General features: G+C 72.5%; 15 protein-coding genes. 8 read left to right on the top strand and 7 right to left on the bottom strand.

Annotated features, from left to right (window positions below):
• Positions 1 to 58: 58 nt before the first annotated feature.
• Positions 59 to 934 (bottom strand): NAD(P)H-binding protein, encoded by an 876-nt coding sequence (locus tag ACZ7GX_RS26885; protein WP_498780527.1) that lies wholly within the window; start codon positions 932 to 934, stop codon positions 59 to 61.
• Positions 935 to 1,097: 163 nt separating this feature from the next.
• Here ACZ7GX_RS26885 and ACZ7GX_RS26880 point away from each other — a divergent pair, with 163 nt between their 5' ends.
• Complete coding sequence (locus ACZ7GX_RS26880) at positions 1,098 to 2,405, top strand: glycoside hydrolase family 18 protein (RefSeq protein WP_498780525.1); 1,308 nt, start codon at positions 1,098 to 1,100, stop codon at positions 2,403 to 2,405.
• A 66-nt stretch (positions 2,406 to 2,471) separates the two neighbouring features.
• On the opposite strand, the gene ACZ7GX_RS26875 is transcribed toward ACZ7GX_RS26880, so the two are convergent.
• Positions 2,472 to 3,068 (bottom strand): TetR/AcrR family transcriptional regulator, encoded by a 597-nt coding sequence (locus tag ACZ7GX_RS26875; RefSeq protein WP_498780524.1) that lies wholly within the window; start codon positions 3,066 to 3,068, stop codon positions 2,472 to 2,474.
• A gap of 75 nt (positions 3,069 to 3,143) precedes the next feature.
• Here ACZ7GX_RS26875 and ACZ7GX_RS26870 point away from each other — a divergent pair, with 75 nt between their 5' ends.
• From ACZ7GX_RS26870 to ACZ7GX_RS26850, 5 genes are all read left to right on the top strand, one after another.
• Entirely contained in the window at positions 3,144 to 3,350 is a 207-nt protein-coding gene (locus tag ACZ7GX_RS26870; protein ID WP_015105038.1) for a type II toxin-antitoxin system VapB family antitoxin, read from the top strand.
• A gap of 408 nt (positions 3,351 to 3,758) precedes the next feature.
• Positions 3,759 to 4,142: a type II toxin-antitoxin system death-on-curing family toxin gene (locus tag ACZ7GX_RS26865; protein ID WP_053718933.1), complete on the top strand. Its 384-nt coding sequence runs from the start codon at positions 3,759 to 3,761 to the stop codon at positions 4,140 to 4,142.
• 85 nt (positions 4,143 to 4,227) lie between these two features.
• On the top strand, positions 4,228 to 4,611 hold the full coding sequence (locus ACZ7GX_RS26860; RefSeq protein WP_498780523.1) for a MerR family transcriptional regulator: 384 nt from the start codon (positions 4,228 to 4,230) through the stop codon (positions 4,609 to 4,611).
• Positions 4,612 to 4,655: 44 nt separating this feature from the next.
• Entirely contained in the window at positions 4,656 to 5,564 is a 909-nt protein-coding gene (locus ACZ7GX_RS26855) for an aldo/keto reductase (protein ID WP_498780588.1), read from the top strand.
• 69 nt (positions 5,565 to 5,633) lie between these two features.
• Positions 5,634 to 6,563 (top strand): aldo/keto reductase, encoded by a 930-nt coding sequence (locus ACZ7GX_RS26850; protein WP_498780587.1) that lies wholly within the window; start codon positions 5,634 to 5,636, stop codon positions 6,561 to 6,563.
• A 3-nt stretch (positions 6,564 to 6,566) separates the two neighbouring features.
• Here the strand turns inward: ACZ7GX_RS26850 and ACZ7GX_RS26845 are convergent, their stop codons facing one another.
• Both ACZ7GX_RS26845 and ACZ7GX_RS26840 read right to left on the bottom strand, forming a co-directional pair.
• Positions 6,567 to 6,992: a TM2 domain-containing protein gene (locus ACZ7GX_RS26845; RefSeq protein ID WP_498780522.1), complete on the bottom strand. Its 426-nt coding sequence runs from the start codon at positions 6,990 to 6,992 to the stop codon at positions 6,567 to 6,569.
• Positions 6,993 to 7,081: 89 nt separating this feature from the next.
• Complete coding sequence (locus ACZ7GX_RS26840) at positions 7,082 to 7,531, bottom strand: flavodoxin family protein (protein WP_498780585.1); 450 nt, start codon at positions 7,529 to 7,531, stop codon at positions 7,082 to 7,084.
• Positions 7,532 to 7,736: 205 nt separating this feature from the next.
• Between ACZ7GX_RS26840 and ACZ7GX_RS26835 the strand changes: the two genes are divergently transcribed.
• Positions 7,737 to 8,069 (top strand): hypothetical protein, encoded by a 333-nt coding sequence (locus ACZ7GX_RS26835; RefSeq protein ID WP_230570411.1) that lies wholly within the window; start codon positions 7,737 to 7,739, stop codon positions 8,067 to 8,069.
• A 4-nt stretch (positions 8,070 to 8,073) separates the two neighbouring features.
• On the opposite strand, the gene ACZ7GX_RS26830 is transcribed toward ACZ7GX_RS26835, so the two are convergent.
• Together ACZ7GX_RS26830 and ACZ7GX_RS26825 are read right to left on the bottom strand one after the other, a co-directional pair.
• Complete coding sequence (locus ACZ7GX_RS26830; RefSeq protein ID WP_498780521.1) at positions 8,074 to 9,690, bottom strand: phospho-sugar mutase; 1,617 nt, start codon at positions 9,688 to 9,690, stop codon at positions 8,074 to 8,076.
• Positions 9,687 to 10,499, bottom strand: a complete 813-nt coding sequence (locus ACZ7GX_RS26825; RefSeq protein ID WP_498780519.1) for a purine-nucleoside phosphorylase — start codon at positions 10,497 to 10,499, stop codon at positions 9,687 to 9,689. The genes ACZ7GX_RS26830 and ACZ7GX_RS26825 overlap by 4 nt, the downstream gene beginning before the upstream one ends.
• Positions 10,500 to 10,830: 331 nt before the next feature.
• Here ACZ7GX_RS26825 and ACZ7GX_RS26820 point away from each other — a divergent pair, with 331 nt between their 5' ends.
• A complete protein-coding gene (locus ACZ7GX_RS26820) occupies positions 10,831 to 11,976 on the top strand; it encodes an MFS transporter (RefSeq protein WP_498780518.1) in 1,146 nt (381 codons plus the stop codon).
• A 41-nt stretch (positions 11,977 to 12,017) separates the two neighbouring features.
• Here ACZ7GX_RS26820 and ACZ7GX_RS26815 read toward each other — a convergent pair whose 3' ends face one another.
• Positions 12,018 to 13,688, bottom strand: coding sequence for a serine/threonine-protein kinase (locus ACZ7GX_RS26815; protein ID WP_498780517.1), 1,671 nt, complete (start codon positions 13,686 to 13,688; stop codon positions 12,018 to 12,020).
• Positions 13,689 to 13,748 lie beyond the last annotated feature (60 nt).

Below are 13,748 nucleotides of genomic sequence, written 5' to 3'. Positions count from 1 at the left end.
CGTCGAGCGCTCAGGTCCCGTGCGTCCTGAACGCGGGACCTGAGCGTTCGACTCGCGGTCAGGTCAGGTCGGTGGCGTGGTGGGCGGCCCAGGTGGCGAGGGTGCGGCCCCGGCGGCCCGTGACGGTGGTGAAGTCGGGGGTCACGGTGGCCGGTTCCTCGTTGTGCTGGGCCATGTAGCCGAGCAGGTACTCGGCGACGTCGTAGGGCAGGCCCTCGTCGCGGATCAGGGCGGCGCGGGCCTGGCCGTAGGTCAGCCGCTCGAAGCGGATCGGACGGCCCAGGCCGCGACCGATCGCCGCGGCCTGCTCCACGTGCGTCAGGGCCTCCGGCCCGCTCAACGTGTACGCCTTGCCCGCGTGCCCGTCGCGCAGCAACGCGTGCACCGCCACCTCGGCCACGTCGTCCTCGTGCACCGGCGCCCCGACCGACTCCGGGAACGGCGCCCGCACCACGTCCTCCTCCCGGATCGTCCGCGCCCAGATCAGCTTGTTCGCCATGAACTCGCCCGGCCGCACGTGCGTCCACTCCACGCCGGACGCCTCGATCACCCGCTCCACGTCGTGGTGCAGCTCGTAGCTCCCCGGCCGCCGCACGGTCACCGCGCTGCTCGACAGGAACACCACCCGCCGCAGGTCCGGCGCGCGTTCCAGGAACGCCCGCGCGTGCCCCGCCGCGTCCTCCGACTCGATCGCCGCCAGCAGGAACACCGCCGTCACGCCCGCCAACGGCAGCTCGCCCGGCCGCGTCAGATCACCTCCCACCACCTCCACGCCCGCGGGCAGCGCGGCCCGAGCCGGGTTCCGCGTCAACGCCCGCACCGGCACGCCCGCCTCCGCCAACTGCCGCACGACCGCGCCGCCGATCGTTCCGGTCGCGCCGGTGACCAGGATCGCCACAAGTCCTCCCCAGACCAAGTATTCAAACTTGAACAAGGCCCGAAGCTAGCGCGATCACCACCCGCTCCGCACATGCAAAAGTTTGCAGCGCATGCGAGAACAATTCGCATTATTGGATTCGGCCGAACGGCCGTAGAGGTGGTCTAGACCTCATCACTACCGTGGTCCAGACCACACCGGAACGCCCGCGAGGAGAAGCATGTCGAGCAGGAGATGGGTGCTCCCCGCCCTCCTGGCCACCGCGATGGCCGTGTCGCCGGCGCAGGCCCTCGCGCACGGCGGCCACGGGGACCACGGCGGTCACGGTGGCCACGACAAGCGCGAGCGGGTCGTCGGGTACTACACCCAGTGGAGCGGCTACGACCGCAACTTCCTGGTGCGCGACCTCGTGGCCAACGGCACCGCACCGCGGCTCACCCACCTCAACTACGCCTTCGGCTTCCTCGACGAGTCCGGCAAGTGCGTCAGCGCCGACCCGTGGGCGGACTACCAGCGGCCGTTCAGCGCCGAGCAGAGCGTCAACGGCGTCGCGGACGTCGCGGGTCAGCCGCTGTCGGGCAACCTGAACCAGCTCAAGCAGCTCAAGGCGAAGCACCCCGGGCTGCGGATCAACATCTCGCTCGGCGGCTGGACCGGCTCGAAGTACTTCTCCAACGCCGCCCTCACGCCCGAGTCGCGCGCCGCGCACGTGGCGTCCTGCCTGGACCTGTGGCTCAAGGGCAACCTGCCCGACGCCGCACCCGGTGCGGCGGCCGGCGTGTTCGACGGCGTCGACCTGGACTGGGAGTGGCCCTCGTCCGAGGCCGCGCCCGGCAACGTCGTGCGGCCCGAGGACAAGCAGAACTTCACCGCGCTGCTCGTGGAGTACCGCAAGCAGCTGGGCAAGCTGACCTGGCGCACCGGCAAGCGCTACGACCTCACCGCGTTCCTGCCCGCCAACCCGGCCCAGGTCGACCGCGGCTTCGAGGTGAAGAAGGTCTTCGACCTGCTGACCTTCGGCACCATCCAGGGCTACGACTACCACGGCGCCTGGGAGCCGCTGACCAACCAGCAGTCCTCGCTGCGCACGCCGGCGGCCGACCCGACCGCGCCGCCGTTCAGCTCGCAGGTCGCGATCGACCACTACCTGCGCAACGGCGCGCCGAAGAGCAAGGTGGTGATGGGCGTGCCGTTCTACAGCCGGGGCTGGACGGGCGTGCGGGACGAGAACAACGGCCTGTTCCAGCCCGCCACCGGCCCCGCGCCCGCGACCTACGAGGCCGGGTACGAGGACTACCGGATCCTCAAGGCGCAGTTGGCCCAGTTCACCGTGCACCGGGATGCCAAGGCCGGTCACGCGTGGTTGTTCGACGGCACCACGTTCTGGACCTGGGACGACCCGGTCGAGATGAAGCGCAAGGGTCGCTACGTGGCCGAACGGCGCCTTGGCGGCGCGATGATCTGGTCGCTCGACGGCGACACCGCCGACGGCGAGCTGATCAAGGCGCTCACGAGCGGACTGTCCTGAGCTGGACGGTCCACGGGGTCCGGGGAGGTTTCGCGGCGGCCACCTCCCCGGGCCCCACCCCCGTCTTCACGCGCTGCGCCACCCGTCCGCGTTCGCGCGGAGGGCGCGCTCGTAGACGGGAGCGATCTCGACCCCCGGCGGCAGGTTGCCGTTGAGCTCCAGGCTCACCAGGCCGTGCACCGTGCCCCACATGGCCAACGCGATCTGCTCGGGCGGCGGGTCCTGCACGAACGCGCCGGACTCCACCGCGCGCCCGACGTCCCGGACGACCGGCAGGAACGTCTGCACGGCCGCCTCCTTCGTCTCGTCGGACGGCTCGAAGTTCGGCACCACCTTGCTGAACATCACCAGGTAGAACTGCGGGTCGGCCAGCGCGCTCTCCCGGTACGCCAGGCCGATCTGGACCAGGTCCTCCACCGGGTCGCCGGTCTGCGGCACGGTCGCGATGCGTTCACCGAATCGGCGGAACGCCTCCTCGTACACGGCGTTCAGCAGCGCCGGCTTGCCGCCGAACAACGAGTACACGGCCGTGGTCGAGGTGTTGACATCCGCCGCGAGCCTGCGCAAGCTCAAAGCGCCCGGGCCTTCGGTGGACAGCAGTTCGCCCGCCCGCTCGAGCAGTCGCCCGCGGAGCGCGTCGTCGTGTGTCTTCGGTCGTGGCACCGGGGCATCGTATCGCAACACTGTTATAATTCGCGGCCTGGTCATCGTGGTATCAAGTTGGTACCGTCATTCTCCATGGCGATGACTCTGCGTCTGAGCGACGAGGAGAACCGGCGGCTCGACGAACTCGCCGCAGCCGAAGGCCGTTCGAAGCAGGAGGTCGTGCGCTTGGCGTTGGCCGAGCGGTGGGCCAGATTGCAGAAGGAGGAGCAGCTCTCCGAGGTCCTCGGACGCGTGCTCCCCAAGTACCGGGGCCTGCTCGACAGGCTCGGCTCCGCCTGATCCCGGCCCGCCCCGATTGCGGGTTCCCGTACCGAGGGCGCCCGACCGATTACTCGCTGCCCACGACGCCACACCTTCGGGTGATCGCACCCGCGCGCCCTCGCCGTTCGAACATATGTTCGATACGATCAATCCATGCAGCTCAACCGGTGCGGCATAGGGCGTTCACCCATATACCTCTGTGAACGTCCACGGGGGTCCGAAGCGCACCGGTATGGTGCGCCGTTGAAGATCGGGCTGCGTCCAGGTTGCGCTTCGGTGCACAACGCGGCCGACAACATCCTCGCCGCCTCCGGGGCGGGGAGGCGATACGGACCTGAGGGGGTGGGTAGTGGCGCCAGAGACGTCCCGGATGCGGCGTGGCCGCGCCGGAGTCCCCGCCCCTCAGGACAGGGAGCGCGTCAAGCAGTGGTCAACTACCTCGACGCCGGCGACTTGCTCGTGCTGGCGACCGCCGTCACCGGCGGGGATCTGGTCGTGCGCGACTTAGGTCTCCTCGACTCCGCAGCCCACCGCCCCAGGGCCACAGTGCTGGGGGTCGAGGCGTACGACACGCTCTGGCTCAAAGCTTCCGCGTTGCTCGACTCCATCGTCCGCACGCGCCCGTTGGCCGAGGGCAACTGGCGGCTGGGCTGGGTCGCCGCCGTGACGTTGTGCGACATCAACGGCTGGTGGATCGACGCCGAGGAGGACGAAGCCCTCGACCTGGTGCGGGCGCTCGGCCGGGAGCAGATCGACGTGGGCGGCATGGCCGCCCACCTGGAGGCCTGGGGCATGCCCAAGGACGACTGACCGACGGCCCCCGCGACGGGCGACGGCGCCGGATACCGCGAATCGGGTTGACCTGGAGTGCACTCCAGCTCCTACCGTCGACACCGTGACTTACTCGATCGCTCAAGCGGCCGAGCGCAGCGGGTTGTCGATCGACACGCTGCGCTACTACGAACGGATCGGCCTGGTCGACCCGCCTGCCCGGGACTCCGGCGGGCGGCGCAGCTACAGCGACGACGACCTCGGCTGGCTGGTCTTCCTGACCCGGCTGCGCACCACCGGCATGCCCATTCGCATGATGCGCGAGTACGCGCAGCTCAGGCACCGCGGCGCGGCCACCGCCGGCCGCCGCAAGCAGATGCTGTTCGAGCACCGCGCCGCGGTCCGCGCGCGCATCGCCGAGCTGCAGTCGTGCCTGGACGTGCTCGACTACAAGATCACGCACTACGAGCAGATCGAGCACACCTTCGTCGAGGGGATCACCGCGTGAGGGCGTTGGGCGGACTCCGGGTCGGCGACCAGGGCCTGGGCTGCATGGGCATGAGCCAGTCCTACGGCGCGGGGGACGAGGCCGGGTCGATCGCCACCATCCACCGCGCGCTCGACCTCGGCGTCACGCTCCTCGACACCGCCGACGTCTACGGCGCCGGCGCGAACGAGGAGCTGGTGGGGCGGGCGATCAGGGGCCGCCGCGACGAGGTCGTGCTCGCGACGAAGTTCGGGCTGGGCGACCCGGACCGCAGGCCGCGCGGTGACGCCGCCTACGTCGAGCAGGCCCTCGACGCGTCGTTGCGCCGCCTGGGGGTGGACCACGTCGACCTGTACTACCAGCACCGGGTCGACCCGGACGTGCCGATCGAGGAGACCGTCGGCGCGATGGCCGAGCTGGTCGCCGAGGGCAAGGTCCGCCACCTCGGCCTGTCCGAGGCGAGCGCCGCGACGATCCGCCGCGCGCACGCCGTGCACCCGATCAGCGCCCTGCAGAGCGAGTGGTCGCTGTGGACGCGCGACGTCGAGGCCGAGGTCGCGCCGACGTGCCGCGAGCTGGGCATCGGCATCGTGCCGTTCTCGCCGCTGGGCCGGGGCTTCCTCACCGGCCGCGTCACGTCCGTCGCCGACCTGGCCGAGGACGACATGCGCCGCGGCCTGCCCCGGTTCGCCGAGGAGAACTTCGCCCGCAACACGGCCATCGTGGACGCGCTGCGCGCGCTGGCCGCCGAACGCGGCGTCACGGCCGGTCAGCTGGCGCTGGCCTGGGTGCACCACCAGGGCGAGCACGTCGTACCCATCCCGGGCACCAAGCGGGTGGAGTACCTGGAGGAGAACGTCGCCGCCGCCGAGCTGCAACTGGACGCGGACGAGCTCCGCGCGATCGAGGCCGCCGCACCCGCCGTCGCCGGCGACCGGTACCCGCCGGAGTTCCTGCGGCTGTCGAACAAGTGAGCTGGGAGGACCACCGTGGAGAAACGCCGGTTGGGCGCGCTCGAGGTGAGCGCGCAGGGCCTGGGCTGCATGGGCATGAGCGACTTCTACGGCCCCGGTGACGAGGCCGAGTCGACCGCCACCATCCACCGCGCCCTCGACCTGGGCGTCACGCTCCTCGACACGGCCGACATGTACGGGCCGTTCACCAACGAGGAGCTGGTCGGCCGGGCGATCAAGGACCGCCGCGACGAGGTCGTGCTGGCGACGAAGTTCGCCATCGTCCGCGACCCGGGGCTGCCCCGGTCCCAGTGGGGCCTGCGCGGCGACCCGGAGTACGTCCGGCAGGCCGCGGACGCGTCGTTGCGCCGCCTGGGCGTGGAGCACATCGACCTGTACTACCAGCACCGGGTCGACCCGAAGGTGCCCATCGAGGACACCGTCGGCGCGATGGCCGAGCTGGTCGAGCAGGGCAAGGTCCGGCACCTCGGCCTGTCCGAGGCGGGCGCGGAGACGATCCGGCGCGCGCACGCCGTGCACCCGGTCGCGGCCGTGCAGACCGAGTGGTCGCTGTGGTCGCGCGACATCGAGGACGAGGTCGTGCCCACGTGCCGCGAGCTGGGCATCGGCGTCGTCGCGTACTCGCCGCTCGGCCGCGGCTTCCTCACCGGCCGGTACACCTCGAAGGACGACTTCGCGGCCGGCGACTTCCGCCTGGTCGGCCAGCCCCGGTTCGCGGCCGGGAACTTCGACCGCAACCTCGCGCTGGTGGAGTCGCTGCGCGAGGTGGCACGGGAGCACGACGTGACGGCGGCGCAGATCGCGCTGGCGTGGGTCCACCACCAGGGCGCGGTGCCGATCCCCGGCACCAAGCGGGTGAAGTACGTGGAGGAGAACGCCGCCGCCGCGGACCTCTCGCTGACCGACGCGCAGCTGGCCCGCATCGCCGCCGCCGTGCCGCCCGACGCGGTCGCGGGCACCCGCTACCCGAGCGAGGTGCTGCCCTCGCTCGGCCGGTAGCCGCTACCGGACCACGATGCCGTTGCGCCGGTTGAAGTCCTTCGCGCCCTGCATGGCCAGCACGATCGACACGATCACCAGCACCACCCACACGGGGAACGCGACGATCAGCCCGAGCACCGTCATGGCCAGCAGGACCAGCGGGAAGTTCACCAGCAGCAGGATCACGCCGAGCACCGTCTGACCCGCGTAGAGGTTGCCCGCCCCGAGCCACAGCAGCGACAGCAGCACCGCGATGCCGGGGTTCTTGGCGGTCACCACGCCCCGCACCTGCACCCCGTAGGGCGCGGGGTGCGCGGGCGGGTGCGGCGGCGGCGCCTGCGTCACCGGCCACTGCGTCGCACCGCAGACGGCGCAGTTGACGCTCGGCGGCTGCAGGTACGCGCCGCAGGAACCGCACATCGGCGGTGGACCTACCGGTTGGGTCATTCGACTGCCTCCACGTGTCGTCGCGGCAGTCTGTCGGCCGGGGGAGGCGGAGCGTTACCGATCACATCGGAGCGTGATGGATCGCCCGGTCAGAGCAACGTCGCGGCGACCGTGGCGCCCAACTCCCGGCACCGCTCCCGCGCGTCGCCGTCCGGTGCGCCGGTCAGGCTCAGCGTCGGCGCCACCGGCCGCCACGCCAACCCGGTCGTGATGTCCCGCAGCGCCTTCACCGCGCCCTCCGTGCCCAGGTTGCCGTGCACGTAGGCCCCGAACGGCCGGCCGCGCGTGGCGTCCAGGCACGGGTAGTAGATCGTGTCGAAGAAGTGCTTCAGCGCGCCGCTGATGTAGCCGATGTTGGCGGGCGTGCCGAGCAGGTAGCCGTCCGCTTCCAGCACGTCGGACGCGGTGGCCGACAGCGCGGGCCGCCGCACCACGTCGACGCCCTCGACCTCCGGGTCGTTCGCCCCCTCCAGCACCGCCTCGAACAACTCCTGCATGGCGGGCGACGGCGTGTGGTGCACGATCAGCAGGCGGGGCACGCGGCCCAGGTTGCCGCGATCGGTGTGACGCGGCAACCGCTCGGTGGCACCGGTCCCGTCCGGGAAGTCGTCGTGCCTGGTCAACGGCTCGGGCGGGTGGCCGGGTCCGCGGCCGGGCGGTCGGCGTAGCAAGATCGACAAGCGGCGGGTGGGAACCGGCGGGGCCGCCGCACGTCTGGAAGTGTGTAGTCACCGGGAGGGAGTCATGGAAACTCGCAGCATCGCCACGATGAAGCGGAACCGGCGGATCACCTGGGGCGCGGGGGTGGGGATCGGGGTCGGGTTGATCGGCCTGCCGCTGGTGTTCATCGCCCTGTGGCCGGGCGTCGACCACAGCCCGTGGGACGTCAACACGATGATCCTCGCGACCGGCGTCGCGCTGTGCACCGTCAGCTACATCTCCGGCCGCATCTCGGTCGCCGCCGTCACGCAGCACCGGTCGCGCCCGGTGAGCCCGCCGACCAGGCGTCCTTACCTGGTGGCGGGCGGTGCGCTCGTCGTCGCCGTGCTGTGCCTGCTGCTCGCCCTCGCGTCCTGACCGCTCAGTCCGCGAGCAGCTCGGACACCCGGGCCCGCAGCTCGGCCAACCGCTCCCGGGCACGCACCCGGGCGGCCGGCAGGTCGTCGGACACCGGTTCGACGACCTCCAGGTACGCCTTGAGCTTCGGTTCCGTGCCGGACGGCCGCACGACCACCCGCACGCCTTCGCGGGTCAGCCTGACCACGTCGGCCTCGGGCAGCAGGTCCTCGAACGCGAATCCCGCCGGCGGCTCGCCGCGCAGCCGGGCCATCAACGCGCCGATCCGGCTCAGGTCGGTGAACCGCAGCGAGACCTGGTCGGTCAGGTGCAGGCCGTGGTCGACGGCGAGCTGGTCCAGCGCGTCGAGCAGGGTGCGGCCGGACGCCTTCAGCCCGGCCGCCAGGTCGCACGCCACCACGGCCGCAGAAATGCCGTCCTTGTCGTTGACGCAGGCCGGGTCGACGCAGTTGCCCAGCGCCTCCTCGTAGGCGAACACCAGGCCGTCGCCCGCGCGCACCAGCCACTTGAACCCGGTCAACGTCTCCGCGTAACGCGCGCCGTGCGCCCGGGCGATCGACTTCAGCAGCGAGGACGACACGATCGTGGTGGCCACCAACGGATCCGGGCTCTCCACAGTGGACAGCACCAGGGAGCCGAGGAGCACGCCGGTCTCGTCGCCGCGCAACATCCGCCACGACCCGTCCCGCTCGCGCACGCCCAGCGCGCACCGGTCGGCGTCGGGGTCCAGGGCGATGGCCAGGTCGGCGTCCTCCGCCGCCGCCAGCGCCAGCAACCGGTCCGCCGCGCCCGGCTCCTCCGGGTTCGGGAACGCCACGGTCGGGAAACCCGGGTCCGGCACGGCCTGCTCGCGCACGACCCGCACGTCGGTGAACCCGGCCCGCCGCAACGCCTCCACCGCCGTCGCGCCGCCGACGCCGTGCATCGGCGTCAACACCACGCGCAGGTCGCGCTGGACGCCGCGCGGCAGCGACGCGACCCGCTCCAGGTACTCGTCCACCTCGGCGTCCGACACCGGCAGGTAGTCGTCCGACAGCGGCACCGACACGGCCGCGGGCACGCCCCGGATCGCCGCCTCGATCTCGCGGTCCTCCGGCGGCACGATCTGCCCGCCACCGGCCAGGTACAGCTTGTAGCCGTTGTCCGCGGGCGGGTTGTGCGAGGCGGTGATCTGCACGCCCGCCACCGCCGCGTGCCGCTTGACCAGGAACGCCAGCACCGGCGTCGGCAGCGGTCCCGGCAGCACCCGCACGGTGAACCCCGCGCCCGCCAGCACACCGGCCGCCGCCGCCGCGAAGTCCTCCGAACCGTGCCGCGCGTCCCGGCCCACGAACACCGTGCCGACGTGCCCGTGCGCCTTGAGCCACGCGGCGAGGCCGGCCGTGGTGCGGATGACCACGGCCCGGTTCATCCCGTTCGGCCCGGCCCGCACGGGACCGCGCAGCCCCGCCGTGCCGAACGCCAGCGGGCCCGCCATCCGGTCGGCCACCTCGTCGGCCGCGGCGGCGTCACCGCCCATCGCCCGCGCCACGACGGTCTGCAGCTCCAGGCGCGTCGCCGGGTCGGGGTCGTCGGCGATCCAGCGGAACGCGGCGTCGCGCAGGGCCGGGGCGAGGGTCATGCCCGCGTCACCAGCTCCCGCAGCAGCGCGCCCATCCGGCTCGCCGCCGCCTGGCCCGCCTCCAGCACCTCTTCGTGGTTGAGCGGCTCGCCGGTGATGCCCGCGGCCAGGTTCGTCACCAGGGACAGGCCGAACACCTCCACGCCCTCCGCGCGGGCCGCGATGGCCTCCAGCACGGTCGACATGCCGACGAGGTCCGCGCCCATCGTGCGGAGCATCCGGATCTCGGCGGGCGTCTCGAAGTGCGGTCCGGGCAGGCCCGCGTAGACGCCGTCCTCCAGCGACGGGTCGATCTCCCGGGCGAGGTCGCGCAGGCGCGGCGAGTAGAGGTCGGTGAGGTCCACGAACCGCGCCCCGACCAGCGGTGACGACGCGGTGAGGTTCAGGTGGTCGCTGATCAGCACCGGCTGGCCGACCGCCATGCCCTGCCGCAGCCCGCCCGCCGCGTTGGTCAGCACGACCGTGCCGACACCCGCCGCGGCGGCCGTGCGCACGCCGTGCACGACCTTGGCCACGCCCTTGCCCTCGTACCCGTGCGTCCGGCCGAGCATGACCAGCACGTGCTTGTCGCCGACGCTCACCGAGCGCACCGTGCCGCCGTGGCCGACGGCGGTGGGCGCCTCGAACCCGGGCAGCTCGCCCATGGGCACCTCGGCGTCGGGCTCGCCGATGAGGTCGGCGGCGGGGCGCCACCCCGACCCGAGGACGACGGCGATGTCGTGCCTGCCCACCCCGGTCCGCTCGGCCAGCGCCTTGGCCGCGTCGGTGGCCAGGGCCTCAGGGGTGGTGTTCTCACTGATACCGGTCACGCCGCGAGCCTAATCGCCGCCTGTCCCCGTTGCCCGCAGTGCCGTGGGTCCCGGTGGTACCGCCGCCGGGCGAAGCGGTCGACGGGTGGAGCAGCGGACGCGGCATCCGACCGGTCGACGATCCGCCACGCCGGGCACGACCCCTCCGGCTCGACCGCGGTCGTGCGCGCCGCGGAATCCAGGAAACGAAAGGCCACGCGGTTCGCCGAGCGAATGGTCGAGAATCCGCCGGCATCCGGATTGGCGCCTCCCTACGGTCGATTCCGTGAATGTCCACCCTGTCGCCAAGAATCCGATAGTCGCCCGACCGCGTGGCTCCGCGGTGTGGTTCATGTCGCTCGCGGCCGCGCTCGGGACGTCCACGACCTACCCGCTGCAGCCCGCGATCGCGGACGTCGCGGATTCCCTGGGCTCGTCGATCGCCGCGGTCGGAATCGCGCTCGCGTGCGGCCCGGTCGGCTACCTCGTCGGACTCGGCCTGCTCGTTCCGCTGGTCGACCGCTTCTCCCCGAGACGGGTGCTCGCGGCCCAGTTCGGGGTCCTGGCGGTCGCGTTGGCGGCGTGTGCCGCGGTGGGCAACGCGGTGGTGTTGGGACTGGTGATCGGCGTGGTCGGAGCCTGTTCGGCGGTGGGGGCGGGCCTCAGCTCGCTGGCGGGCCGGCTGGCCGGCGAACGTCGACGCGCGACCGTCCTGGGCATCGTCACCGCCGGGATCTCGGGCGGGATCCTCGCCGGCAGGATCGTGGGCGGTCGCCTCGCCGACGAGATCGGCTGGCGCGGGATGCTCCTCGGGTTCGCCGCCGCCTGCGCGCTGGTCGCGCTGTGGTCGCTGCGGGTGCTCCCGGCCGCGCGGGGCGGCGTCGGGCACGGCTACCTCGCCACCCTGCGCTCGGTGCCCGGGTTGTTCGCCCGGCACGCGCCGCTCCGGCTCGCGGCAGTGCGCGGCGCGCTGTGGTTCTTCGGGTTCTGCGCTGTGTGGTCCGGGCTCGCGGTAGCCCTCTCCGCGCCGCCGCACTCGCACTCGGCCGAGCGGATCGGCCTGTACGCGCTGGCCGGCCTCACCGGTGTCCTCGCGACCCAGGTCGCCGGCGCCTGGACCGATCGGGTGGGCGCGCGGCGCGTCGTCCTGGCGGGCTTGGCCGTGGCCGGGACCGCTGCGGTCGTCCTCGGCTTCGCGCTCGAGAACACCGTCGTGACCCTCGTGTGCCTGGCCCTGTTCGACGCCGGTCTCTTCGCCGCCCAGGTCGCGAACCAGAGCACCGTCCTGTCCATCGACCCGGCGGCCCCCGCGCGTTTCAACAGCGCGTACATGCTGGTGTACTTCGTGGGCGGCAGCCTCGGCACCGCTTTCGGCGCGACCGCCGTCGAGTGGTTCGGCTGGCCGATCACCGCCGCGATCACGGCCGCCGTCATCGCCATAGCGGCCACGATCACCGTCCTCGCACCTCAGGGTGCGACCACACGTTCGGTTCCGTGATCCGGCGACCGGTGTTCGGCGGCCGATGTCGCCGCATTCGCCTAGTCGTTCACCCGGAACGTCGGCGCGATCGTGTCGAACAGCCGGCTCCGCCCCGTCTCCTCCTGCTCGGTCGGCACGACGACCTCGACCACCCACAGGTCGTTGCCGCGGGGCAGCACCCGCGAGTACCGGCTGCGACGCAGGTCAGGGCCGGGGGAGACGGTGTCGCGGCCCAGCGGGGTGGCCCGTTCGACGGTCCGGTAGCTGTACTGGACGCCCGGCTCCTTGCCCCCCGGCGGCAGTGCGTCGGTCGCTTCGAGGGCCTCGCCGAAGTACTGGTCCTCCGCCCACCGCGAGCGCACCAGCCGCAGGTAGTCCTTGATCGTGTTCCGCTCGTAGTAGTCCGGGAACCGCTGCACCGTCACCTCGTACCACCCGTTCGGCGCGACCAGGTGCACCACCGTGCTCGGGCCGAGCCTGTTGTTCGCCCGCTGCTCCAGGAAGCTGGTCCAGTCCGGCCCCACCTCGATGGTGAACTCGGCGCCCTGCTCGCCGTTCGCCGCCGCGGCCGACGCCGTGGTCGGCAGCAGCGACGGCGTCTCGACGATCGCGGGCGGTGACGGCGTCTCCTGCGTCGGCGGGGGCAGCAGGGACGCACCGGCGACCGTCCTGGTCAGGGCGAAGCCCGACACGCTGCCGATCGCGAACAGCACCACCGCCGACAACGCCACCAGCACCGCCGGCCCCGGACGCCGGGTCAGCTCGCGCGTCGGCGCCTGCGCCACCATGAACGGCAGCGGCCCGGGATCGGCGGCCAGCGGCGTCTCCGGCGGTACCGGCGGCTTGACCGGCGCCGGCCGCACGACCTCCACCACCGGCCGGGTGGCCGCCGACGCCGGGAACACGTCCGTGCCCGGCTCCGGCAGCAGCGGCCGGACCAGCCGCCGCACCTCGGCCAACGTGATCCGCTCGTCCGGCGCCTTCACCATGAGCCCCGCGACCACGGCCTCCAACGCGCCGCAGGCCGACGCCGACGGCACGTCGCCGTGCACCACCTGGTTGATCGTCTGCAGCACGTTCGCGCCCTCGTACGGCTGCTGGCCGGTCATCGCCGCGAACAGCGTCGCGCCCAGCGACCACTGGTCCGCCGCGAACGACACCGCCGCGCCCGCCGCCACCTCGGGCGCGATGAACGCGGGCGTCCCCAACGTGATCCCGCGGCTGGTCAGGGTGGCCTCGGCGACGTTGCGGGCGATGCCGAAGTCGGTCAGCTTCACCCGGCCGTCGTCGGCCACCAGCACGTTGCCCGGCTTCACGTCCCGGTGCGTGATCCCGGCCCGGTGCGCGGCCTCCAACGCGGCGGCCACCGCGTCCGCCACCACCGCGCCCTGCACGTCGGTCAACGGACCGCGCTGCCGCACGACCTCCGCCAACGACGACGACGGCACCAGCTCCATCACCACGTACGGGTCGCCGTCGACCTGCACCACGTCGTACAGCGTCACCAGGTTCGGGTGCGCGAGCGCCGCCGCCGACCGGGCCTCGCGCAGCGTCCGCTCCCGGATCACCTCGTCCTCGTCGTCCGAGCCGCCCGCCGGGCGCAGGATCTCCTTCACCGCGACGTCCCGCCGCAGCACCTCGTCGTGCGCCGCCCAGACGGTGCCCATCGAGCCGCGCCCCAGGACGTGCCGCAGGCGGTAGCGGCCGGCGATCAGTCGCTCGGATTCCACTGCGCCATCATCCACCAGCGTGGAAGACTGCAATCTGCATCGTTCACGGCGGTGAACCTC

It is taken from the genome of Actinosynnema sp. NPDC037264 (assembly GCF_055603705.1).
Note: the sequence above shows the minus strand (reverse complement) of the source record. Positions and strands in the feature narration are given on the sequence as shown.

Coding starts and splice junctions, on each gene's coding strand:
- ACZ7GX_RS26870 (WP_015105038.1), top strand. CDS start 3,144: ATGGCGATGACTCTGCGTCTGAGCGACGAGGAGAACCGGCGGCTCGAC.
- ACZ7GX_RS26820 (WP_498780518.1), top strand. CDS start 10,831: ATGTCGCTCGCGGCCGCGCTCGGGACGTCCACGACCTACCCGCTGCAG.
- ACZ7GX_RS26845 (WP_498780522.1), bottom strand. CDS start 6,992: ATGACCCAACCGGTAGGTCCACCGCCGATGTGCGGTTCCTGCGGCGCG.
- ACZ7GX_RS26830 (WP_498780521.1), bottom strand. CDS start 9,690: ATGACCCTCGCCCCGGCCCTGCGCGACGCCGCGTTCCGCTGGATCGCC.
- ACZ7GX_RS26850 (WP_498780587.1), top strand. CDS start 5,634: ATGGGCATGAGCGACTTCTACGGCCCCGGTGACGAGGCCGAGTCGACC.
- ACZ7GX_RS26855 (WP_498780588.1), top strand. CDS start 4,656: ATGGGCATGAGCCAGTCCTACGGCGCGGGGGACGAGGCCGGGTCGATC.
- ACZ7GX_RS26835 (WP_230570411.1), top strand. CDS start 7,737: ATGGAAACTCGCAGCATCGCCACGATGAAGCGGAACCGGCGGATCACC.
- ACZ7GX_RS26880 (WP_498780525.1), top strand. CDS start 1,098: ATGTCGAGCAGGAGATGGGTGCTCCCCGCCCTCCTGGCCACCGCGATG.